This is a genomic window from Rhizobacter sp. P5_A1, assembly GCF_056400745.1.
Window position 1 is genome coordinate 365,625 of record NZ_JBFUKR010000001.1, and the last position, 20,964, is coordinate 386,588.

Sequence of the window (20,964 nt, forward strand, 5' to 3'; positions counted from 1 at the left end):
ACCCCCGGCGCGGTGTACCGCGCACACCCCCCGCGGGGGTCTCGCCCGCCTTGGGGCGGCCCGGCGCCGGGCTCGCGATGGATCAGGTCACGCTGCGCGGCCCGCTCGGCGACGCGCTGGCCGCGAACCAGCGCGGCCGCCTGTTCCACTTCATCACCGACGAGACCAGCCCGGCGATCGCGCTGTTCGATCGCGCGCGGGTCGCGCAGAACCTCGAAGGCGACTGGTACGGCGAGCACGCCGGCAAGTGGTTGTACGCCGCCGCGAAGTCGGCCGCACGCACGCGCGACGCGGCGCTGATCGCGAACCTGGCGCGCGTCGCCGATCACCTCGCGAGCCGGCAGGAAGCCGACGGCTACCTCGGCACCTATGCGCCCGAGCGCCGTTTCATGGTCAGGCAGCCGCCCAAGCCGGTGTCGTGGGACGGGGCGCCCAGCGTGCGGACCTGGGACATCTGGACCCACGCCTACCTGATCCTCGGCCTGCTCGAAGCGCACAAGCACTTCCCCGAGCCGCGCTGGCTGCAGGCGGCCTGCCGGATCGGCGACCTGTGCTGGACCACGCTGAGCGAAGGCATCGACATCACCGAGCTCGGCAACCACCACGGCATGTCGGCGACGGTGCTGATGGACCCGGCCGTCGAGCTCCATGCCGCCACCGGCGAGCCGCGCTACCTCGAGCTCGCGAAGCTGATCCTGCGGCAGGCCGACGCCAACCCGATGCTGGCGCTGCAGACGCGCGCACGCGCCGGTGTCGACGCGTTCGAGATCGCGACCGGCAAGGCCTACCAGCTCGCGTGGAACCTCGTCGGCCTCGCGAAGCTGTACCGCGCGACCGGCGAGCCGGCCCATCGCGAGGCGGTGGACAAGCTCTGGCACAGCATCCGCGAACACCACCTGACGCTCGGCGGCGGGCCCTGGGGCGGCGTCGCGCTGCGCTCGCGCGAATGCTTCAACCCGCCCGGCGTGTTCAGCCCGCAGGGCTACGTCGAAACCTGCTCGACGCTGGCGTGGATCCAGCTGAACCGCGAGCTGCTCGCGATCAGCGCCGACACCAAGTACGCCGACGAGATCGAGCGCTCGGCCTGGAACGATCTGCTCGGCGCGCTCGCCCCGAACGGCGAGGACTGGTGCTACTACTCGTTCCCGAACGGCCGGCGCGTGCACACGACGTACTGGCGCTGCTGCAAATCCAGCGGCGCGATGGCGCTCGAGGAGCTGCCGGCGATCGCCTGCGCGGCCAGCGCCGACGACGAGATCAGCGTGAACCTGTTCGGACCGGGCAGCGCGAGCTTCACGCTGGCCAGCGCCGGCAACGTGCGGCTGACGCAGATCACCGACTACCCGTTCGACGGCGCGATCGCGCTGACGGTCGAGCCCGAGCGTGCGGCGCGCATCCGGCTGCGCCTGCGCATCCCCGCGTGGGCGCACGGCGCCACGCTTCGGGTGAACGGCGTGCCGCAGACGGCGGCGCCGGGGACCTACGCGGTCATCGACCGCACCTGGGCGAGCGGTGATCGGGTCGCGCTGTCGTTCCCGATGCCGCCGGTCATGCACCACCGCGTGAACCAGAACACACAGGAGTCGAAGGCGCCCGACGGCGCGGCGGTGAGCCAGCAGGTGCTGAATGTCGAATACCTCGCGATCACGCGCGGCCCGCTGGTCTATGCCACCGGCCTGATCGACGGCTTCAAGAGCGACGAGACGATCCGCCTGCCGCTCGCGCCGAGCGCCGAGTGGCTCAGCGTGCTGCCGGCGCAACCCGGCGACGAAGGCCCTGTCATCCGGATGACGCTGGCCGAGCGCGGGCCGCTGAACTTCGTGCCCTACTACCGCGCCGGCGGCCGCAGCGACGGGGCGTGGCGCGTGACCTGGCTGCAGCTCGCGCCGGCACCCGCACCGGCTCTCACAGACAAGATTCCGTGATGCCAAAGCATACGCAGGGACGCTGTTTCTTTGCCCGGCCGCACCGCAGACTGCGGCTGCGCGGCGCGGGCCGGCGCTGACCCGACATCCCCATGGCATCTACCCCATCGACCCCCCGACGCACCGGCCCGGCCGGCCCGCTGAGCGGCGTGCGCGTGCTCGACCTGAGCGCCTACATCGCCGGCCCGTATGGCTGCACGATGCTGGCCGACCAGGGCGCCGAGGTCATCAAGATCGAGCCGCCCGATGGCGACAACCTGCGCCAGTACCCGTCGACCCTGCAGGCCGAGAGCCGCGCGTTCATCGGCGTGAACCGCAGCAAGCGCGGCCTGGTGCTCGATCTGAAGCAGCCCGAGGGCCTGGCCGCGCTGCTGCGGCTGGTGCGCGAGGCCGATGTGCTGGTCCACAACTTTCGCCCGAGCGTGCCGAAGCGGCTGGGCATCGCGCACGAGCAGCTCGGCGCGATCAATGCGCGCCTGATCTACTGCGCGGTCACCGGCTACGGCGAGACCGGCCCGATGCGCGACAAGGCCGGCTACGACCAGGTGCTGCAGACGATGACCGGCATGTGCGCGCTGCAAGGCAAGCGCGGCGGCGCGCCCGAGATCATCTACGGCTCGTTCGTCGACTACTACGCCGCCGCGCTGGTCGCGGCCGGCGTGGCCTCGGCGCTGTACGAGCGCGAGCGCAGCGGCCTGGGCCAGCGCGTCGGCGTGTCGCTGCTGCGCAGCGCGCTGACGATGCAGTCGGCGCGCCTGATCTGGGCCGACGGCGAGCCGCTCGACATCGGCCGCGACATGCGCTCGGGCGGCGTCACCGGCATCCACCCGGCGCGCGAAGGCCATCTCTACATCTCGGCGAACACGCCGCGCTTCTGGGCCGCGCTGTGCGCGAAGACCGGCCTGACCGGGCTCGCCGCCGATGCGCGCTACGACAGCGTGCGCAAGCGCGCCCAGCGTGCCGCCGAGATCGTGCCGCAGTTGCACGCGGCGCTCGGTCGCCACACCGCGCTCGAATGGGAAGCGATCTTCGGCGACGAGGTGCCCTGCGCCGCGGCGCGCAAGGTCGAAGACATGTTCGACCATCCGCAGGTGCTGGCCGAAGAGATCATCGGCACGATCGAGCACCCGGTCATCGGCCCGTACCGCGGCGTCACGCGGCCGATCCAGTTCGGCCGCACGCCCGGGCCCCTGCCGTTCGCGGCGCCCGGCTTCGGGCAGGACTCCGATGCGGTGCTCGCGGCGAGCGGCTACACGCTCGAAGACGTGCAGCGCCTGCGCGCGAGCGGCGTCACGCGCTGAGAAGCTGAGCCCGGCGCATCACCCGGCGCGGATCACCGCGTCTCGGCGTAGCTGCGCAGCTTGTCCGCGCGGCTCGGGTGCTTCAGCTTGCGGATCGCCTTGGCCTCGATCTGGCGGATGCGCTCGCGCGTCACATCGAGCTGGCGACCGACCTCCTCGAGCGTGTGGTCGCTGCTCATGTCGATGCCGAAGCGCATCCGCATCACCTTGGCCTCGCGCGGCGACAGGCCGTCGAGCATCTTCGCGACGAGGCTGCGCAGGTCGGACTGCAGCGCGGCGTCCGCCGGCGCGACGTTCTGCGTGTCCTCGATGAAGTCGCCCAGCGTCGCATCGCCCTCGTCGCCGACCGGCAGCTCGAGCGAGACCGGCTCCTTCGCGACCTTCAGGATCTGGCGCACCTTGGCCTCGGGCATCTCGAGCATCTCCGCGAGCGACGCGGCGTCGGGCTCGAAACCGTACTGCTGCAGGTGCGCGCGGCTGACGCGGTTGATCTTGTTGATCGACTCGATCATGTGCACCGGCACACGGATCGTGCGGCCCTGGTCGGCGATCGCGCGCGTGATCGACTGGCGGATCCACCAGGTCGCGTAGGTCGAGAACTTGAAGCCGCGGCGGTACTCGAACTTGTCGACCGCCTTCATCAGGCCGACGTTGCCTTCCTGGATCAGGTCGAGGAACTGCATGCCGCGGTTCGCGTACTTCTTCGCGATCGAGATCACGAGACGCAGGTTGGCCTCGATCATCTCGCGCTTCGCATCGCGCGAGCTGCGCTCGCCGTCGTTCATCGCGCGGCTGATGCGCTTCAGCGCGTCGAGCGGGATCACGACGCGCGCCTGCAGCGCGAGCAGCTGGCGCTGCAGCTCCTGGATCGCCGGCACGTTGCGCGCGAGCGCCGGCGCATGGCGCGTGGCACGCGCGGCCTCGGCCGGGGCCCACGCCAGATCCAGCGCGTGCGGCGGAAAGTGTTCGATGAAGTGCTGCTGCGGCATGCCGCAGCGATCGACCGCGATGCGGCGAATCTCGCGCTCGCAGCGCCGCAGCGCGTCGGCATCGGCACGCAGGATGCCGCACAGCCGGTCGATCGTCTTGACCGTGAAGCGCAGCGTCATCAGATCGTCGCTGAGCGCCTGCTGCGCCTTGTCGAAGGCCGGCGTGCCGTGGCCGCCTTTCTGGAACGCCCGGCCGAGCCTGTCGAAGTGGCTGCGCAGCGCCGCGAAGCGCTCGAGCGCGGCGTTGCGCAGCTCCTCGAGCCGACGCGTGGTCGCGCGGCTGTCGGCGCCCTCGGCGCCTTCGTCATCCTCGGCGTCGTCGAAGGCATCGACCTCTTCCTCGGCGACGTAATCGTCGGCCTCGCCGGCGACGACCAGGCCGTCGACGACCTCGGAGATCGCCGTCTTGCCGGCGGCGACCTCGTCGGCGCAGCGCAGGATCTCGGCGACGACGGCCGGGGCGGCCGAGATCGCCCGCATCATCGCCTGCAGCCCGCCTTCGATGCGCTTCGCGATCTCGATCTCGCCCTCGCGCGTCAGCAGTTCGAACGAACCCATCTCGCGCATGTACATGCGCACCGGGTCGGTCGTGCGGCCGAACTCCGAATCGACGGTCGACAACGCCGCCTCGGCGGCTTCCTCGGCCTCCTCGTCGGTCGCCGCGCCCGCGGCGCCGCCGGCGACGAGCAGCGTCGCCGCGTCGGGTGCGTGCTCGTAGACCGCGACGCCGATCTCGCCGAGCATCTTGACGATCGCTTCGAGCACCTCGGGATCGACGAGCTTCTCCGGCAGGTGATCGTTGATCTCCTGCTGCGTCAGGAAGCCGCGCGTCTTGCCGAGCTTGACGAGCGCCTTCAGGTCATCGCGGCGCTTCTCGGCCTCGCCCTCGGTGAGCGTGGTCACGTCCAGCCCGAACTCGCGGATCAGCGCGCGTTCCTTGGATTTCGGGACCTTCACGCGCAGCGGCTTGGCCGACGCGCGGACCGGCGTCGGCGGCGCGGCCCGCCGGCCGGCAGCCGTCGCGGCGGAAGGAGCGGAGCGAAGAAGGGTCTTTCTCTCGGTCATGCAGTGTTCGATGTGTGTCGGCGGAGTGAAAACGCCCGGCTGCGCCGTGCGCAGCCCGCTGGAGGCGGGCGATGAACGCGGTCGTGCGCGTCATGCGTCCTATGTGGGCATCGACGCGCCGATTCAAAGAGCCGTACCGGCCCGGCGCAGGTAAGACTTTCACGCCGGCCTGCCGCAAGAATTACCGGCTCCGGCGCAGCGCGAAAGCGCCCGCGAAATGCCCCTGACGGCCGGCGGGGAACAGCCCGCCGGATGATGCTTACGCGCGGCCCGGCAGGTGCACCGCGAACCAGTCGCGCGCGAGGCTTGCGACCTGATCGAGCGCGCCCGGTTCCTCGAACAGATGGGTCGCGCCGGGCACGATCACGAGCTGGTTCGGGCCGCGCAGCTGCGCCTGCGCGCGCTGGTTCAACTCGATCACCGGGCCGTCGTTGGCGCCGACGATCAGCAGCGTCGGCGCGCGCACTTCCGTCAGCGAGTCGCCGGCCAGATCGGGTCGGCCGCCGCGCGACACGACCGCGCGGATCGCCTGCGGCCGGCGCGCCGCCGCGACCAGCGCCGCGCCGGCGCCGGTGCTGGCGCCGAAGTGGCCGATCGGCAGGCCTTCGATCGGCGCCTGCGCCGCGAGCCAGTCGGTCACCGCGACGAGGCGCTCGGCGAGCATCGCGATGTCGAAGCGCAGCGTGCGGGTGCGCTCGTCGACCGCCTCCTCGTCGGGCGTCAGCAGGTCGGCAAGCACGGTCGCGAGGCCGCCGTCGTTCAGGAAGCGCGCGACGTGCCGATTGCGCGGGCTGAAGCGGCTGCTGCCGCTGCCGTGCGCGAACAGCACCAGGCCGAACGCGGCCTCGGGCAGATTCAGGTCGGCCTCCAGCGGCGTCCCGGCGCCAGCCGGGATGCGCAGCGCCTGCTCCCGGATCGCGGTCTTCGAAGCGGCATTCATGGCTACACCCCCGATGGATAGGTTTCGGCCGCGTCGGCGCCGTGCCACTCGGCGTTGCGCTCCAGCGGTTCGACCGCACGCGTCTCGTCGAAGTGCAGCAGCGCGTCGAACTGTTCGGCCAGGCGGGCCTGGAGGTAGTGGCTCTGGCGCTCGCTCTCGGGCCGGTAGATCACGCCGATCGCACGCTCGAGCCGCGGCGGATGCAGCGCGCGCGTGTGCGGGCCGGCATCGCGCAGCGGCAGCATGAAGCGCTGCAGGCCGGTCGCCTGCAGCACGGCCTCGTAGCTGTCGGGCCGCGACGGCACGACGCGCTTGCGCTCGGCCGGGCCGCCCCAGTCGGACGCCGCGGTGACGCTGCCGCGCGCGGTCGTGAAGCCGACCAGCAGCGTGTCGCGGCCGTGCTGCTCGCGCACCAGCTGCCCGACGTTGAGCTCGCCGCGGCGCTGGCCCATCTCGGTGGCGCGCGCGTCGCCCAGGTGCGCGTTGTGCGCCCAGACGACGATCTTCGCGGGCCTGCCGCGCTGCCGACCGATGTGGCGCTCGAGCGCACCCAGCGTCTCGACCATGTGACGATCGCGCAGGTTCCACGACGACACATCGCTCAGGTACATCGTGCGGTAGTACTGCTCGGCGTTCTTCACGAGGCGCGCGTTCTGCTCGGCGCTGAATGCGTCGTCGTCGCGCTCGCCAGCGCTGCTGCCGCGCGCGGCCTCGGCGGCGCGGCGGTGCATCTCGACCAGCATCTCGATCACCTGCCGCTCGCACGATTCGGCGGTGCCCAGGCCGACCATCAGGCCGTAGACCTGCGTGCCTTCGTCGAAGCGGTCGAAGCAGGCGTAGCGCTCGCGCGCGCGCTGCGCCGCCGCCGGGTCGGCCTGGTCGAGGTGGCGCAGCACCGCCTGCATCGAACCGTTCAGGCTGTACAGGTCGAGGCCGTAGAAGCCGGTCCGTGCGGCCGGCGGGAGCGCCTCGTTGAAGCCGCGCTGCCAGTCGAGGAAATCGACGACATCCGTGTTGCGCCACATCCAGGTCGGGAAGCGCTGGAAGCCGGCCAGCGCGTCGGTCGCGAAGGCGTCGTCGCCGAGCTGGCGCACGAAGCGGTTGACGCGATAGGCGTCGGGCCAGTCGCCCTCGATCGCGACCGCGTCGAAGCCCTTCTCGGCGATCAGCCGCGCGGTGATGCGCGCGCGCTCGCGGTAGAACTCGTGCGTGCCGTGCGAGGCCTCACCGAGCAGCACGAAGCGGGCGTCGCCGACCAGCTCGAGCAAGGCATCGTGATCGCCGGGCTGGCCGGCCAGCGGGCGTGCGGCGGCGCGCACCGCCTCGATCGTCCGTGCATCGTTCGTCGGGTTCATCGTCGGGCCTTTCCTGGCACGGTTCCATGCGCGGCCGCCGGCGTGCCGTGCCCGGCGCGCGCGAGCAACTCGCGCACCTCGTCGTCGCTGGTCTGCGAGAAGTCCTCGTACCAGAGCCCGACGGCGTGGAACGGCTCCGGCGTCGTCGCGCAGACCACCTCGTCGGCCTCGCGGCGCAGGTCTTCGCAGGTCTCGGCCGCGGCGGTCGGCACCGCGACGACGATGCGCTGCGGCGGTGGCTGGCGCGCCCGCAGCGCCCGCACCGCCGCGAGCATCGTCGCGCCGGTCGCGAGGCCGTCGTCGACCAGGATCACGGTGCGCCCGCGCAGCTCCGGCGCGGACCGATCGCCGCGGTACAGGCGCTCGCGCCGCTCCAACTCCTCCAGCTCGGATCGGGTCACGGCCTCGACCGCAGCGTCGTCGATGTCGAGCTGGCGCAGCACGTTGTCGCTGAGCACGCGCACGCCGCCGCTTGCGAGCGCGCCCATCGCGTACTCCTCGTGGCCCGGCACGCCGAGCTTGCGCACGACGAACACGTCGAGCGGCGCCTGCAATGCGGTCGCGACTTCGTAGCCGACCGGCACGCCGCCGCGCGGCAGGGCGAGCACGAGAACCTCGGGCCGGTTCGCATAGGCGCCCAGCAGCCCAGCCAGCACACGACCGGCCTCGACCCGATCGCGGAAGACATCGCGGCTCATGGGCCACCCGCAAGCGATGTCACGCTGCACGCCATCACTTCCTGTGTCATGGCGGTACCTCCTTCGCAGGTCGATGTCGGCAAGCGACGTGCCATCGGCGGGCCGAGAACGCGCCGAAGCGCTCGCGGGCGATCATCGGCGCGCTGCAGCGCGAGGGTCGGGCGGCCGCCTCGGAGACGGCGCTCGCACGCCAGGCCAAGGCCGCGGCCCGCGAACGCAGCCCGAGCGAGCGGTCTGCGGCGGCGCGCAAGGCGGTGCAGACCAAAGGCCCGGCAGAGCGCTCGCTGGCGGCGCAGAAGGCGGCGCGCACGCGCGCCCGGCACAAGGCGGGCGGCTGAGCCGCTCAGCGCCGGGCGCCGCCCTTGCCGGTCGCCACCTTCATCAGCAGCTCGATCAGCAGCGCGCGTTCGGCGGCCGAGAGCGCGCGCAGCGCCGGGTTCTCCATCGTCGCGGCGATCTTCTCGGCCCGCTCGACGAGCTCGGTACCCTTCGCGGTCAGGTGGATCTCCATCGCGCGCCGGTCTTTCGTGCTGCGCACGCGCTCGACCCAGCCGCGCTCGACCAGGCGATCCAGCGTCACGGCCAGGTTCGGCGCGGAGACGTCGAGCGCCTCGCCGAGCTGCTTCTGGTTCACATGCGGGTTCGCCGCGACCAGCATCAGGATCGAGAATTCGACCACCTTCAGATCGAGCGGGCCGAGGTTGCGCGCGAACACGCGCCGCATCGCGATCGACGCGCGGCTCGCCGCGTAGCCGACGAGGTGCGTCAGGCGCGACTGGTCAAGTGCGCCGGCGCCGGCCTTGGGGGGGTCGCTCGAACCGGGCATGCGGCCCTCAGGCGCTGCGCTTGCGCGCGGCGCCGAGGTAGGTGTCGATCACGCGCGAATCCTTCGCGAGTTCGGCGGCCGGCCCTTCGAGCGCGATCTCGCCCATCTCGAGCACGTAGCCGTGGTCGGCGACCTCGAGCGCGGCGCGCGCGTTCTGCTCCACCAGCAGGATCGTCACGCCGGTCGCGCGCAGCGTTTCGATGATGCGGAAGATCTCCTTCACGACCAGCGGCGCGAGGCCGAGGCTGGGCTCGTCGAGCATCAGCAGCTGCGGCTTGCTCATCAGCGCCCGCCCGATCGCGAGCATCTGGCGCTCGCCGCCGGAGAGCGTGCCGGCGAGCTGCAGGCGCCGCTCCTTCAGGCGCGGAAACAGCGCGTAGACCTCGTCCATCGCCTGCGCGCTGTCGCGCTTGCCGAGGCGGAACTGCCGGTAGGCACCCAGCAGCAGGTTGTCTTCGACCGGCATCGTGCCGAACAGCGCCCGGGTCTCGGGCACCAGCGCGATGCCCTGCATCACACGCTCCTCGAGCGTGTTCAGCAGCACCGAGTGCCCTTGGTACGCGATGCTGCCGCGCGATGGCAGCACGCCCATCAGCGCGTTCAGCAAGGTCGATTTGCCGGCACCGTTCGGCCCGATCACCGTGACCACGCTGCCGGCCTTCGCCGTCAGGTTCAGGCCGTGCAAGACCTCGGCCCGGCCGTAGCCGGCGTGCAAGTCTTTGACGTTCAACAACAGGTCGACCGCCATGTTCAATGCTCCGTCCCGAGATACGCCGCGCGCACCGCCGGGCTGGCCTGCACCTCCTCGGGCGTGCCTTCGATCAGCTTGGTGCCGAACTCCATCACGACGATGCGGTCGACCAGGCCCATCACGAGATCCATGTCGTGCTCGACCAGCAGGATCGCGATGCCTTCGCCGCGCAGCTGGCGCAGCACATCGGCGAGCGCCTGCTTTTCCTTCAGGCGCAGGCCGGCGGCCGGCTCGTCGAGCAGCAGCAGCGTCGGGTCGGCGCACAGCGCGCGCGCGATCTCCATCAGCCGCTGCGGGCCGAGCGCCAGGTTGCCGGCGAGCTCGTGCATGTGCTCGGCCATGCCGATCCGGCGCAGCTGGCGCTCGGCCTCCTTCAGCAGCTGGCGTTCCTCGGCGCGATCGATGCGCAGCATCGCGGCCGCAACGCCGCGCGAACCGCGCAGGTGGCCGCCGAGCGCGACGTTCTCGAGCACCGTCATGCCGGCGATCATCTTGACGTGCTGGAAGGTGCGCGAGACGCCGCGCCGCGCGATCGCGCGCGAGGCCAGGCTGTCGATGCGCGCCCCGAGCAGCGTGACCGAGCCGCGCGTGGCCGGCAGCACGCCGGTCACGAGGTTGAAGGTCGTCGACTTGCCGGCACCGTTCGGCCCGATCAGGCCGAGGATCTCGCCGGCGCGGACCTGAAAGCTCACGTCGTTGACCGCGACCAGCCCGCCGAACTCCTTGCGCGCGTCTTTCACGTCGAGCACAACCTCGCCGTGCGGCGGCCGCGGCCGCTCGGGCAGCGCGGCGGCGTCAAGCCAGTCGACCTTGCGCTGGCGCCGCGGCAGGCGCGTCTCGATGAAGGCCCACAGGCCGTCGCGGGCGTACTGCAGCACGAGCACGAGCAGGATGCCGAACACGATGATCTCGTAGTTGCCGCTGCCGCCGAGCAGCTTCGGCAGCCAGACCTGCAGCTGGTCTTCGAGGATCTTCACGACGCCGGCGCCGATCAACGCGCCCCAGACGTGGCCGACGCCGCCGATCACCGCCATGAACAGGTATTCGATGCCCATCTTCAGGCCGAACGGCGACGGGTTCACGGTGCGCTGGAAGTGCGCGAACAGCCAGCCCGAGATGCTCGCGAGCAGCGCCGCGAGCACGAACGCGGTGACCTTGGTCTGGAACGTGTTGACGCCCATCGCCTCGGCCATCGTCGTGCCGCCCTTCACGGCCCGCAACGCGCGCCCGGCCCTCGAATCGAGCAGGTTCATCGTTGCCAGCGCGGCCAACACGACGATCAGCCAGAGCAGGTAGAAGAAGCTGCGCCCGGTGTTCAGCTCGATGCCGAAGAAGCGCAGCGCCGGCACGCCGAGCAGGCCGTCGTACTTGCCGAGCCAATCGATGTTGCCGAGCAGGTAGAACAGGCTCAGGCCCCACGCGATCGTCGCGAGCGGCAGGTAGTGGCCCGACATGCGCAGCGTGATCCAGCCCAGCAGCAATGCGGCGACGCAGGTGATCGCGAGACCGATCCACACGGTCAGCCACGGCGAGACGCCCTGGGTCAGCGTCAGGTACGCGGCGGTGTAGGCGCCCAGGCCGACGAACGCGGCCTGGCCGAACGAGGTCAGCCCGGCCACGCCGGTCAGCAGGATCAGCCCGATCACGACCAGCGCATACAGGCCGATGTAGTTGGCCTGCGTGATCCAGAACTCGGGCACCGGCAGCTGCGGCAGCAGCGCGAGACCGATGATGAAGGCCAGCAGGAACGAACGGCGCAAGGTCATCATCGGGCCTCCTGCCGGGCCGCCCCAAAGGACGGCCCGCGCCCCCTCGGGGGGCAGGAGCGAAGCGACGTGGGGGTTGTCATTTATTCCTCTTCGTCGCCGTGGCCGTGCTGGAACGAACGCCACAGCAGCACCGGGATGATCACCGTGAAGACGATCACCTCCTTGAACGCGCTCGCGTAGAACGAGCCGAAGCTCTCGAGCAGCCCGACGAACAGCGCGCCGACCGCGGCGGCCGGATAGCTCGCGAGGCCGCCGAAGATCGCCGCGACGAAGCCCTTCAGGCCGATCAGGAAACCCGAGTCGTAGAACAGCGTCGTCGTCGGCCCGATCAGCAGACCCGACAGCGCGCCCATGAAGGCCGCGAGGCCGAAGCTCAGGCGCCCGGCGCCGCTCGTCGAGATGCCCATCAGCCGCGCGCCGAGCCGGTTCACCGCGGTCGCGCGCAAGGCCTTGCCGCGCAGGCTGCGCTCGAAGAAGAGGAAGAGCGCGAGGATCAGCGCCAGCGAGGCCGCGAAGATGATCACCGCCTGCCCCGACAGGCTGAGCGCGCCGGCGCTGAAGCGCGCGTCCCAGAAGCTCGGGTTGCGAAAGCCCTCGGCACCGAAGAACACGAGGCCCAGGCCGGTCAGCGCGAAGTGCGTGCCGACCGAGACGATCAGCAGCACCAGCACGGTCGCGTCGGCAAGCTTTTCATACGCGAGCCGGTACACCAGCGGGCCGAGCGGCGTGACGATCGCCAGCGTCAGCACGCTCTGGATCGGCAGCGGCAGCTTCAGCGGCGCGACCCACCAGGTGACGGCCGCGACGACGATCGGGACCAGCAGGGTCGTGCCGGCGCCGCGCAGCGCACGCGCGATCGGCATGCCGCGCTTCAGCGCGCCGTACACGTCTTGCGCCGCGGCGATCGCCGCCAGCGCGACCAGCAGCCAGACCGTGCCCGGCACCTTGCCCATCTGCAGCAGCGCCAGCGTCAACGCGCCGAAGGTCACGAACTCGCCCTGCGGGATGAAGATCACGCGCGTGACCGCGAAGACCAGCACGGTCGCCAGCCCGAGCAGCGCGTAGATCGCACCGTTCGTCGCGCCGTCGAGCATCAGGATGCTGGCGATTGAAAAGTCCATGGGCGAGGCGCGCAGGGTGAGGTCGAAACTGGGCTCGACTAACTCGACCGACCGGTCGGTCGAGGAGGCACGGGATCATACAAGCGGGGCGTGCGCGGCCGGCCCGCGCACGCTCGGGAGATTCCCTACTTCGTCGGCACCAGCTTCCAGTCGCCCTTGTCGACCGTGAGCAGCACGCCGGTCTCGGGCGTGTAGCCGAAGTGATCCGTCGCGGTGTAGTTCAGCACGCCCTGCGAGACCGGCGTGCGGCCCATCGTCTCGAGTGCGTCTTTCAGCGCGGCGCGGAACTCCTTCGTGCCCGGCTGCGCCTTCTTCAGCGCCATCGGCACCGCCTTCTGCAGCACGACCACGACATCGAACGCATGCGCGGCGAACTGGTTCGCGCTGCCCTTGCCGTGGACCTTCTCGAACTCGGTCATGAAGCGCACGCCGAGTGCCTTGCTGGCGTTGCTGTCGGGCAGCTTGTCGGCCACGACCGCCGGGCCCGACGAGACGAACGAGCCCTCGACATCGGCGCCGCCGACGCGGATCAGGTCCATCGTCGCCGCGCCGTGCGTCTGGTACAGCTTGGTCTTCGGGTAGCCGCGCTCGACCAGCCCCTTGTGCGGCATCGCCGCGCCGCTGCCCGACGCAACGACGAGGATCGCATCGGGGTTCGCCGCGATCAGCTTCAGCGCCTGGCCGGTCACGCTGGTGTCGGTGCGGGCGAAGCGCTCGGTCGCGACCAGCTTGATGCCGGCCTTCTCGGCCGCCGGCGCGATGTCTTTCAGCCAGGCTTCGCCGTACGCGTCGGCGTAGCCGAGGAAGCCATAGGTCTTGACGCCGGTCTTCTTCCAGTGCTCGACGATCGGGATCGCCATCACCGCGGTCGACTGCGGCATCCGGAACGACCACGCGCCGCGGCCTTCCGGCAGGTTCACCGGCGAGAGCATCAGCTGCACGGTCTGGCCTTCGGCGGCGACGTCCGACATCGCCGCGGCGATCGGCGTCGCGGCCGAGCCGACGATCACGTCGACCTTGTCTTCGGTGACGAAGCGGCGCGCGTTCTTGACGCCGATGGTCGGGTCGGTCGCGTCGTCGAGGATGATGACGTTGAGCTTCTGCCCGGCGATCGAGGTCGGCCACAGCGCGATGCCGTTCTTGCTCGGGATGCCGAGCGCCGAGGTCGGGCCGGTCAGCGGGATGCTGACGCCGATCGTGAGGTCGGCCATCGCGTGCGTGGCGGCGCATGCGGCCGCCAGTGCGACCAGGATTCGAACGTTCATGCAGGTCTCCAATCGTTTGTGATGAGCAGGTCTGGAACAGCAGGGATCACGAGCAAAGCAGGCGGATGTCTTCCGGCACGGGAATCGCACGCAGCCGGTCGCGGTCGTTCTCGTCGCGCTTCACGAAGGCACGCACCTCGCGCCCTTCGCAGATCAGGTCGACGCCGCCGTCGGCGCGCGCACGCGTGATGCGGTGCATCTGCACGACGACCTTGGCGCGCCACTCCTCGACATGCGTCGCGATCGTCAGCGTCTCGCCGTAGGTCGCCGACTTGATGAACTTCGTGTTGATCTCGAGCAGCGGCGTGCCGACGATGCCGCGCGTCTTCTCGAGCTCGCGCCACGGCGGCACGCCGCACTGCATGAAGAACGACAGCGACGCGGTGTCCATCCAGTGCGAGAAGTTCGGGAAGAACACGATGCCGGCCGGATCGCAATCGCCGAAGGTGACGTAGACGGTGTGGGTCGTGGTGCGGGGCATGGCGGGTGGCAAGGAGGCTTCAGCGCGGCGCCATCCGCAACGCGCCGTCGAGGCGGATCACTTCGCCGTTCAGCGACAGGTTCTCGACGATAGCGGCGGCCAGCTGTGCGAACTCTTCGGGTTTGCCCAGCCGCTTCGGGAACGGGATGCTCGCGGCGAGCGACTGCTGCACCGGCTCGGGCAGCTCGGCCATCAGCGGCGTCAGGAACAGCCCCGGCGCGATCGTCACGACGCGCACGCCGAACTGCGCGAGGTCGCGCGCCAGCGGCAGGGTCAGCGCGACGATGCCGCCCTTCGATGCCGCATAGGCTTCCTGCCCGACCTGGCCGTCGAACGCCGCGACCGACGCGGTGTTGACGATCACGCCGCGCTCGCCCGAGTTCGCGTCGTCGGCGAGCGGGTCGAGCCGGACCATCTCGGCCGCCGCGAGCCGGATCATGTTGAAGGTGCCGACGAGGTTCACGTCGATCACGCGGCGGAAGTCTTCGAGCGGCATCGGCGTGCCGTCCTTGCCGATCAGGCGCTTCGCGGTGCCGATGCCGGCGATGTTCAGCAGCAGCCGCGCCGGGCCGTGCGCATCGCGCGCGGCCTGCAGCGCCGCGAGCACGCTGTCGGTCGAGGTGATGTCGCACTCGAGGCCGATCGCCGAGGCGCCGATCTCGGCCGCGACCGCGCGCGCGCCGGCGCCGTTGCGATCGAGCACCGCGACCTTCGCGCCGCGCTTGCCGAGCTCGCGCGCGGTCTGCGCGCCCAGCCCCGAGGCGCCGCCGGTGACGAGCGCCGCTTGTCCGTGGATGTTCATCGTGGGTCTCTCGAGGAGGGATCAGCGGCGCGGCAGGATCAGCCCCGGCGCGCTGCCGTCGTAGAGCGCATCGACCAGCGCGGCCCGATGCGCGAGCACCGCGCGCTGGTTGATCGAGCCCTTGTCGGTGACCTCGCCGCGGTCGATGCTCGGCGGCTCGGCGAGCACCAGCGCGCGCGCGACGCGCGTGGCGCTGCCGGTGCCGCTGGCGTTCAGATCGTCGACCAGCTGCTGGAAGAACTCGCGCAGCGGCGGCTCGAGCAGCAGCTGCTCGGGCGGCGTCAAAGGCGCCGCGCCGGCGAACGCGCGGCACGCATCGAGGCGCGGAAAGATCAGGATGCCGATCTCGTTGCGGTTCAGCCCGGCGACGACGACGTCCTGCACGCACGGGTCGCCGGCCGCGATGACCTTCGCGCGCAGCGGGCCGACCGAGACGAAGGTGCCGGTCGCCAGCTTGAAGTCTTCGGCGATGCGACCGTCGAACATGAGGCCGCGCTCGGGATGCGCGGCGTCCATCGGCTTGACCGCGTCGCCGCTGCAGTAGAAGCCTTCGTCGTCGAACGATTCGGCCGTCTGCTCGGGCGCGCGCCAGTAGCCGGGCGTGACGTTCGGGCCGCGGTAGCGCAGCTCGGCCTTGTCGCCGTCGGGCACGATCTTCAGTTCGATGCCGGGCGCCGGCAGGCCGATGTGGCCCGACTTCACGTCGTACGCGTTCGCACAGACCGCGAACGGCGCGGTCTCGGTCATGCCCAGGCCGGTCAGCATGCGCACGCGCTCGCCGGCGTGCGCTTCGGCGATGCGATCGAGCTTGTCCCAGACCGGCTGCGACAGGCCGGCGCCCGCGAAGAAGAACATCTTGACGCGGCTGAAGAAGGTCTCGCGCAGCTGCGCGTCGTGCTCCAGCGCGTTGGCGATCTCCTCGAAGCCCTTGGGCACGTTGAAGTACATCGTCGGCGCGATCTCGCGCAGGTTGCGCAAGGTCTCGCCGATCAGCGCCGGCGTCGGCTTGCCGTCGTCGATGTAGAGCGTGCCGCCGTTGTACAGCGTGATGCCGACGTTGTGGTTGCCGCCGAAGGTGTGGTTCCACGGCAGCCAGTCGACCAGCACCGGCGGCTCTTCGATCAGCTGCGGGAAGCACTGGCGGATCATCTGCTGGTTGCTGCACAGCATGCGCTGCGTGTTGATCACGCCTTTCGGCAGCTTGGTCGAGCCGGAGGTGAAGAGGAACTTCGCGATCGTGTCGGGGCCGACCTGCGCATGCGCCGCGTCGACCTGCGCGGTGGCGCGCGTCGCGATCAGGTCGTCGAACGCGACGGTCTTGCGGCCCTCGATGGCGCCGCGCGTCAGCACGACCGGCGTGTCGGCCGGCACCGTCGCGGCGATCGCCTTCGCGAAGGCCTTGCCGTCGGCCGCGAACACCATGCCGGGCGTGAGCATGCCCAGGATGTGACGCAGCTTGCCGTGGTCCTGCGAGAGCAGCGAGTACGCGGCCGAGATCGGCGCGTACGGCACGCCGGCGAGCATCGCGCCGAGGCCAAACAGCAGGTGCTCGATGTCGTTGTCGGACAGGATCGCGAGCGGCCGATCGGCGTTCAGCCCGTGGTCCAGCAGCACCTGGGCGATCCCGCGCGCGTGGGTCAGCGCCTGCGCGTAGCTGACGCGGCGCCAGTCGCCGCCGTTCTCGCGCTTCGCGACGAGCGTGCGGTCGGGCGCGGCCGCGGCCCAGTGCAGGAATCGATCGGTCAGGCGCTCGGCATACGGCTGCAGCGCTTCGGTCGACGTGACGATCTGGCTGCCGTCGGCGCGCCGCTCGAAGCGCGCGGCGAGCGAGCCGCCCAGCGGCACATCGCGGTAGCGCACGCCAGCGCTCATGTCTTCGCGACCTTGCCGGCCTTGCCGTCGAGGAACGCACGCATGCGCTCCTTGGCCGCGCTGTCGCCCTGCGCGATCGCGGCCATCAGCGACTCGGTGAACAGGCCCTCGTCGCGACCCATGTCGGCAATGCGCGGCAGCGCCTGCACGACCGCGAAGTTCGACAGCGGCGCGTTCGCGGCGACCTTCTCGGCCAGCGCCAGCGCGTGCGCCATGCCCTGGCCGGCTTCGACGACGTATTGCGAGAAGCCGATGCGCAGGCCCTCTGCGGCGTCGTAGACGCGGCCGGTCAGCATCATGTCGGCCATGCGTGCCACGCCGATCAGCCGCGGCACGCGCGCCGAGCCGCCGCCGCCGACGAACAGGCCGCGCTGGCCCTCGGGCAGCCCGTAGAACGCGCTGGCCTCGGCGACGCGGATGTGCGCGGCGCTCGCCAGCTCGAGCCCGCCGCCGACGACAGCGCCGTGCAGTACCGCGATCACCGGCACGCGCGCGAACTGGATCTGCTCGAACGCCGCATGCCAGGCGCGCGAATGTTCGACGCCCTCGGCGACGCTGCGCTCGCCGAGCTCCGACAGGTCGAGCCCGGCGCAGAAGTGCTCGCCGGCGCCGCTGAGCACGACGACCCGCACGCTCTCGGGCAGGTTGACGAAGGCGGTGTGCAGCTGCGCGACCAGCGCGTCGCTGATCGCGTTGCGCTTGGCCGGGCGATTCAGCCGCAGGTGCAGGACAGCGTCGCGCTGCTCGATGTGCAGCAGGTCGAGCTGGGCGAGCAGGCCGGTCGCGGCGCTGAACGTGGCGGGCATCGATGGTCCTCTCAGAATGATTAAAAGTATTAATCAAATCGTCTCGAAGAACTTCGGTATTTACCCGCAGTTCTCTTCCTCTCTCCACTCAAACATCGCACGTCGACCTAGGGGAAATCCTGAGCACGAATGCAGCAATCGTTATTAAATTTAACTAATCGCGTTCCCTCGCGATCCAAGAAAACACACCCAGGAGACCTCCGATGAATCGACGACTTCTCTGCGGCGCCGTCGGCGCGACCACCTTGCTTGCGATGCTGTCCGCCTGCGGCGGCAGCAATGACACCGTCGGGCTGCCGCAGCTCGCGGCGGCGAGCGGCGCCACGCTCGCGTCGTGCACCGACCTGGCCACGCGCATCTCGTTCTCGAACACCACCATCACGGCCGTCAACGCGATCGCCGCCGGCACCTTGACGGTCGCCGGCACGCCGGTGCCGGCGCACTGCCAAGTCGTCGGCAAGATGAACCAGCGCACCAGCACGGTCGATGGCAACGCCTACGCGATCGGCTTCGAGATGCGCCTGCCGAACGCCTGGAACGGGCGCTTTTTCTACCAGGCCAACGGCGGCATCGACGGCAGTGTCGTCACCGCGACCGGCGGCGTCAACGGCGGCAACGGCCTGACGAACGCGCTCGCGATGGGCTTCGCGGTGATCAGCTCCGACGCCGGCCACCTCGGCTCGCAGGGCCCCACCTTCGGCATCGACCCGCAGGCCCGGCTCGACTACGGCTACCAGGCCGCGGCGACGCTGACGCCGATGGCCAAGAGCGCGATCAAGACGGCCTACGGCAAGGCGCCGGACCGTTCGTACTTCGGCGGCTGCTCGAACGGCGGGCGGCACACGATGGTCGCGGCCGCGCGCGAGCCCGACCAGTACGACGGCTACCTCGTCGGCGACCCGGGCTTCCGGCTGCCGCTGGCAGCGATCGCCAACATGGCCGCGGCGCAGGGCTACGCGAGCGTCGCGTCGACGCCGGGCGACATCTCGACCGGCTTCACCGCCACCGAACAGAAGCTCGTCGCGAGCGCGGTGCTCGCGAAGTGCGACGCGCTCGACGGCTCGGCCGACGGCCTGATCCAGGACACTGGCGCGTGCAAGGCCGCGTTCAACCTCGACCGCGACGTGCCGACCTGCAGCGGCGCGCGCGACGGCACCTGCCTGTCGGCGGCGCAGAAGACGGTGATCGCGAAGCGCTTCGCCGGCGAGACCACGAGCACCGGCACCGTCTTCTATGCGAGCTGGCCGTTCGACGCCGGCATCGGCTACGGCAACACCGCGTTCTGGAACTACACCGCGCCGCTGGTGCTCGACTCCGGCGCCACCGCGATGATCTGGCAGGTGCCGCCGGAGAATCCGACGACCTTCGTCGGCCCGACCTTCGCGCTGAGCGGGAGCATCGACACGATGCTCGCGAAGATCAGCGCGACGAACGCGACCTACACCGAATCGGCGCTGTCGTTCATGACGCCGCCGAACCCGAGCGACCTCGGCACGCTGAAGAACCGCGGCGCGAAGATGATGGTCTACCACGGCACCAGCGACCCGATCTTCTCGAGCGACGACACCACTGCGTGGTACGAATCGCTGCGCGCGGCGAACGGCGGCGACGCGGGCAACTTCGCGCGCTTCTACCGCGTACCCGGCATGACGCACTGCTCCGCCGGCCCGGCGACCGACCAGTTCGACATGCTGACGCCGCTCGTCAACTGGGTCGAGAACGGCGTCGCGCCGGACAGCGTCGTCGCGTCGGTGCGCGGCGCGGGCAACGCGGCCGCCGTCAACGCCGAGCTGCCGGCGGGCTGGTCGGCCACGCGCACGCGTCCGCTTTGCCCGTACCCGAAAGTGGCGCGCTACAAGGGCAGCGGTAGCATCGAAACGGCCGACAGCTTCAGCTGCCAGTGACAGCCGACCCGGGAGGAGCACGATGAACCACGCCGACCTGATCGCGATCGACACCCACACCCACCTCGAGGTGTCGTGCTGGAACCCGTTCGACAACTACGGCGAGGAGTACGACCGCGCGGCCGACAAGTACTTCCGCTCCAGCCGGCGGCCGACGATGGCCGAGTCGCTCGCGTTCTACCGCGAGAAGAAGATCGGCTTCGTGATGTTCACCGTCGATGCCGAGACGCAGATGGGGCGGCGGCGCATCCCGAACGAAGAGATCGCCGAGGCCGCGCAGGCCAACTCGGACATCATGATCGCGTTCGGCAGCATCGACCCGCACAAGGGCAAGATGGGTGCGCGCGAGGCCCGCAAGCTGATCGAGGCGCACGGCGTCAAGGGCTTCAAGTTCCACCCCACCGTGCAGGGCTTCGAGCCCTACGACAAGATGGCCTGGCCGATCTACGAGGTCATCGCCGAGTACAAGCTGCCGGCGATCTTCCACAGCGGCCACTCGGGCATCGGCAGCGGCATGCGCTGCGGCGGCGGCCTGCGGCTGCAGAACAGCAACCCGATGCTGCTCGAAGACGTCGCGATCGACTTTCCCGACATCGAGATCGTCGTCGCGCACCCGAGCTGGCCCTGGCAGGACGAGGCGCTGTCGCTCGCGATGCACAAGCCGAACGTCTGGATCGATCTCTCGGGCTGGAGCCCGAAGTACTTTCCGCCGCAACTCGTGCAGTACGCGAACACGCAGCTGAAAGACCGCATCCTGTTCGGCAGCGACTACCCGCTGATCACGCCCGACCGCTGGCTGAAGGACTTCGCCGACGCCGGGTTCAAGCCCGAGGTCCAGCCGCTGATCCTGAAGGAGAACGCGAAGCGGTTGTTGAAGCTCGCATAGCCTGAAAGAAGTTTTCGAGCGCCGTAAACTTGGCTCCTCCGCGGCCACGCCGAGCAAACAGGAGCCTCTCATGTCACTGCGCATCAACGACACCGCCCCCGATTTCGAGGCCGAGACCACCCAGGGCAAGATCAAGTTCCACGACTGGATCGGCGACAGCTGGGCGGTTCTGTTCTCGCACCCGAAGGACTTCACGCCGGTGTGCACC

The 20,964-nt window shown here is 70.3% G+C and carries 18 protein-coding genes; 5 read left to right on the forward strand and 13 right to left on the reverse strand.

Going from position 1 to position 20,964, the window contains the following annotated elements; all coding sequences use genetic code 11:
* The first annotated feature begins 77 nt into the window (after positions 1 to 77).
* Positions 78 to 1,925 carry a glycoside hydrolase family 127 protein gene (locus AC1DTW_RS01730; protein WP_477978467.1) on the forward strand — a complete coding sequence of 616 codons (1,848 nt, stop codon included), beginning with the start codon at positions 78 to 80 and terminating at the stop codon, positions 1,923 to 1,925.
* 92 nt (positions 1,926 to 2,017) lie between these two features.
* Positions 2,018 to 3,226, forward strand: coding sequence for a CaiB/BaiF CoA transferase family protein (locus tag AC1DTW_RS01735; RefSeq protein WP_477978469.1), 1,209 nt, complete (start codon positions 2,018 to 2,020; stop codon positions 3,224 to 3,226).
* 32 nt (positions 3,227 to 3,258) lie between these two features.
* Here the strand turns inward: AC1DTW_RS01735 and rpoD are convergent, their stop codons facing one another.
* The 13 genes from rpoD to AC1DTW_RS01800 all read right to left on the reverse strand — a co-directional run bounded on the left by rpoD (position 3,259) and on the right by AC1DTW_RS01800 (position 17,966).
* Entirely contained in the window at positions 3,259 to 5,280 is a 2,022-nt protein-coding gene (rpoD, locus tag AC1DTW_RS01740; RefSeq protein WP_477978471.1) for an RNA polymerase sigma factor RpoD, read from the reverse strand.
* Positions 5,281 to 5,539: 259 nt separating this feature from the next.
* The gene (locus AC1DTW_RS01745; protein ID WP_477978513.1) at positions 5,540 to 6,196 is read right to left on the reverse strand and encodes a dienelactone hydrolase family protein; all 657 of its coding nucleotides are present in this window, start codon (positions 6,194 to 6,196) and stop codon (positions 5,540 to 5,542) included.
* 26 nt (positions 6,197 to 6,222) lie between these two features.
* The gene (locus tag AC1DTW_RS01750) at positions 6,223 to 7,575 is read right to left on the reverse strand and encodes an erythromycin esterase family protein (protein WP_477978473.1); all 1,353 of its coding nucleotides are present in this window, start codon (positions 7,573 to 7,575) and stop codon (positions 6,223 to 6,225) included.
* Positions 7,572 to 8,273 carry a phosphoribosyltransferase gene (locus AC1DTW_RS01755; RefSeq protein ID WP_477978475.1) on the reverse strand — a complete coding sequence of 234 codons (702 nt, stop codon included), beginning with the start codon at positions 8,271 to 8,273 and terminating at the stop codon, positions 7,572 to 7,574. The genes AC1DTW_RS01750 and AC1DTW_RS01755 overlap by 4 nt, the downstream gene beginning before the upstream one ends.
* A gap of 343 nt (positions 8,274 to 8,616) precedes the next feature.
* Complete coding sequence (locus AC1DTW_RS01760) at positions 8,617 to 9,099, reverse strand: MarR family winged helix-turn-helix transcriptional regulator (protein ID WP_477978477.1); 483 nt, start codon at positions 9,097 to 9,099, stop codon at positions 8,617 to 8,619.
* Between the two features lie 7 nt (positions 9,100 to 9,106).
* Positions 9,107 to 9,847 (reverse strand): ABC transporter ATP-binding protein, encoded by a 741-nt coding sequence (locus AC1DTW_RS01765; RefSeq protein ID WP_477978479.1) that lies wholly within the window; start codon positions 9,845 to 9,847, stop codon positions 9,107 to 9,109.
* 2 nt (positions 9,848 to 9,849) lie between these two features.
* Positions 9,850 to 11,616, reverse strand: coding sequence for a branched-chain amino acid ABC transporter ATP-binding protein/permease (locus tag AC1DTW_RS01770; protein WP_477978515.1), 1,767 nt, complete (start codon positions 11,614 to 11,616; stop codon positions 9,850 to 9,852).
* A gap of 83 nt (positions 11,617 to 11,699) precedes the next feature.
* On the reverse strand, positions 11,700 to 12,740 hold the full coding sequence (locus tag AC1DTW_RS01775) for a branched-chain amino acid ABC transporter permease (protein WP_477978481.1): 1,041 nt from the start codon (positions 12,738 to 12,740) through the stop codon (positions 11,700 to 11,702).
* 125 nt (positions 12,741 to 12,865) lie between these two features.
* On the reverse strand, positions 12,866 to 14,005 hold the full coding sequence (locus AC1DTW_RS01780) for an ABC transporter substrate-binding protein (protein WP_477978483.1): 1,140 nt from the start codon (positions 14,003 to 14,005) through the stop codon (positions 12,866 to 12,868).
* A gap of 46 nt (positions 14,006 to 14,051) precedes the next feature.
* Positions 14,052 to 14,486 carry an acyl-CoA thioesterase gene (locus AC1DTW_RS01785; protein ID WP_477978485.1) on the reverse strand — a complete coding sequence of 145 codons (435 nt, stop codon included), beginning with the start codon at positions 14,484 to 14,486 and terminating at the stop codon, positions 14,052 to 14,054.
* A gap of 19 nt (positions 14,487 to 14,505) precedes the next feature.
* Positions 14,506 to 15,288 (reverse strand): SDR family NAD(P)-dependent oxidoreductase, encoded by a 783-nt coding sequence (locus AC1DTW_RS01790; protein ID WP_477978487.1) that lies wholly within the window; start codon positions 15,286 to 15,288, stop codon positions 14,506 to 14,508.
* A gap of 21 nt (positions 15,289 to 15,309) precedes the next feature.
* Complete coding sequence (locus tag AC1DTW_RS01795) at positions 15,310 to 17,160, reverse strand: feruloyl-CoA synthase (protein ID WP_477978489.1); 1,851 nt, start codon at positions 17,158 to 17,160, stop codon at positions 15,310 to 15,312.
* On the reverse strand, positions 17,157 to 17,966 hold the full coding sequence (locus AC1DTW_RS01800) for a crotonase/enoyl-CoA hydratase family protein (RefSeq protein WP_477978491.1): 810 nt from the start codon (positions 17,964 to 17,966) through the stop codon (positions 17,157 to 17,159). The genes AC1DTW_RS01795 and AC1DTW_RS01800 overlap by 4 nt, the downstream gene beginning before the upstream one ends.
* 203 nt (positions 17,967 to 18,169) lie before the next feature.
* Between AC1DTW_RS01800 and AC1DTW_RS01805 the strand changes: the two genes are divergently transcribed.
* The 3 genes from AC1DTW_RS01805 to AC1DTW_RS01815 form a co-directional block, all read left to right on the forward strand.
* A complete protein-coding gene (locus tag AC1DTW_RS01805) occupies positions 18,170 to 19,870 on the forward strand; it encodes a tannase/feruloyl esterase family alpha/beta hydrolase (RefSeq protein WP_477978493.1) in 1,701 nt (566 codons plus the stop codon).
* A 22-nt stretch (positions 19,871 to 19,892) separates the two neighbouring features.
* Entirely contained in the window at positions 19,893 to 20,756 is an 864-nt protein-coding gene (locus AC1DTW_RS01810) for an amidohydrolase family protein (protein ID WP_477978495.1), read from the forward strand.
* A 70-nt stretch (positions 20,757 to 20,826) separates the two neighbouring features.
* Positions 20,827 to 20,964: redoxin domain-containing protein (locus tag AC1DTW_RS01815; protein ID WP_477978517.1), on the forward strand; the 138-nt coding region annotated here is incomplete at its 3' end.

What these genes read in the sequence shown, in the direction of transcription:
- AC1DTW_RS01730 (WP_477978467.1), top strand. Translation starts at nt 78, where the DNA reads ATGGATCAGGTCACGCTGCGCGGCCCGCTCGGCGACGCGCTGGCCGCG.
- AC1DTW_RS01735 (WP_477978469.1), top strand. Translation starts at nt 2,018, where the DNA reads ATGGCATCTACCCCATCGACCCCCCGACGCACCGGCCCGGCCGGCCCG.
- rpoD (WP_477978471.1), bottom strand. Translation starts at nt 5,280, where the DNA reads ATGACCGAGAGAAAGACCCTTCTTCGCTCCGCTCCTTCCGCCGCGACG.
- AC1DTW_RS01750 (WP_477978473.1), bottom strand. Translation starts at nt 7,575, where the DNA reads ATGAACCCGACGAACGATGCACGGACGATCGAGGCGGTGCGCGCCGCC.
- AC1DTW_RS01755 (WP_477978475.1), bottom strand. Translation starts at nt 8,273, where the DNA reads ATGAGCCGCGATGTCTTCCGCGATCGGGTCGAGGCCGGTCGTGTGCTG.
- AC1DTW_RS01760 (WP_477978477.1), bottom strand. Translation starts at nt 9,099, where the DNA reads ATGCCCGGTTCGAGCGACCCCCCCAAGGCCGGCGCCGGCGCACTTGAC.
- AC1DTW_RS01765 (WP_477978479.1), bottom strand. Translation starts at nt 9,847, where the DNA reads ATGGCGGTCGACCTGTTGTTGAACGTCAAAGACTTGCACGCCGGCTAC.
- AC1DTW_RS01770 (WP_477978515.1), bottom strand. Translation starts at nt 11,616, where the DNA reads ATGACCTTGCGCCGTTCGTTCCTGCTGGCCTTCATCATCGGTCTCGCG.
- AC1DTW_RS01775 (WP_477978481.1), bottom strand. Translation starts at nt 12,740, where the DNA reads ATGGACTTTTCAATCGCCAGCATCCTGATGCTCGACGGCGCGACGAAC.
- AC1DTW_RS01780 (WP_477978483.1), bottom strand. Translation starts at nt 14,005, where the DNA reads ATGAACGTTCGAATCCTGGTCGCACTGGCGGCCGCATGCGCCGCCACG.
- AC1DTW_RS01785 (WP_477978485.1), bottom strand. Translation starts at nt 14,486, where the DNA reads ATGCCCCGCACCACGACCCACACCGTCTACGTCACCTTCGGCGATTGC.
- AC1DTW_RS01790 (WP_477978487.1), bottom strand. Translation starts at nt 15,288, where the DNA reads ATGAACATCCACGGACAAGCGGCGCTCGTCACCGGCGGCGCCTCGGGG.
- AC1DTW_RS01795 (WP_477978489.1), bottom strand. Translation starts at nt 17,160, where the DNA reads ATGAGCGCTGGCGTGCGCTACCGCGATGTGCCGCTGGGCGGCTCGCTC.
- AC1DTW_RS01800 (WP_477978491.1), bottom strand. Translation starts at nt 17,966, where the DNA reads ATGCCCGCCACGTTCAGCGCCGCGACCGGCCTGCTCGCCCAGCTCGAC.
- AC1DTW_RS01805 (WP_477978493.1), top strand. Translation starts at nt 18,170, where the DNA reads ATGAATCGACGACTTCTCTGCGGCGCCGTCGGCGCGACCACCTTGCTT.
- AC1DTW_RS01810 (WP_477978495.1), top strand. Translation starts at nt 19,893, where the DNA reads ATGAACCACGCCGACCTGATCGCGATCGACACCCACACCCACCTCGAG.